The sequence below is a fragment of the Bacillota bacterium genome (assembly GCA_024653485.1).
Lineage (GTDB): Bacteria > Bacillota > SHA-98 > UBA4971 > UBA4971 > UBA6256.
In genome coordinates this window covers 1-501 of record JANLFY010000041.1, presented here as the reverse complement: position 1 = coordinate 501, position 501 = coordinate 1, and the positions used below count along the sequence as shown (strand labels likewise).

1 protein-coding gene is annotated in these 501 nt (G+C 57.1%); it reads left to right on the top strand.

Annotation, left to right across the window (positions count from 1 at the left end; genetic code table 11):
* Positions 1 to 212 precede the first annotated feature (212 nt).
* A partial coding sequence (locus NUW12_13105) for a helix-turn-helix domain-containing protein (GenBank protein MCR4403679.1) occupies positions 213 to 501 on the top strand: 289 nt, incomplete at its 3' end.

The following is a 501-nucleotide window of genomic DNA, read 5'->3' as shown; positions in this document are numbered from 1 at the left end:
TGTCGTCGGCCTGTGATAATGTCACCCTGTAAGCGGTCTGAGAAAATGTCACCCCCCCCAGGCAGTACACTCTGGATCCGTAGGGGTCCGGAGCGCCCACTCCAGCCCCGGGGCTGGAGTGGGCGGCAGGATTTCGGTGACATCCCCGGACCGGACGCCTTGCGCTTCTTGCTTGGCTCTGGAATGATGTCACCATGGGAGTGAACGTTTTCTTGAGCCAAGAGGAAGCACGTCGAGTATACGTCATCGAACAAGTCGTCGTTGGCAGACTGTCTATCTCACAGGCAGCACGGCTCCTAAACCTTAGTGAACGCCAGGTAAAACGCCTCAAAAAGGGAGTGATGGAGCAAGGGGTGGCGTTCCTGGCCCACAAGAACAGAGGCCGCAAGCCCAAACATGCTATCCCGCAGGAGGTGCGCGACACGGTCATAGCGCTCGCTCTAGACCCAAACAAATACAAAGACGCAAGCTGCCAGCAGATGTCTGAGCTACTTGCCCAAT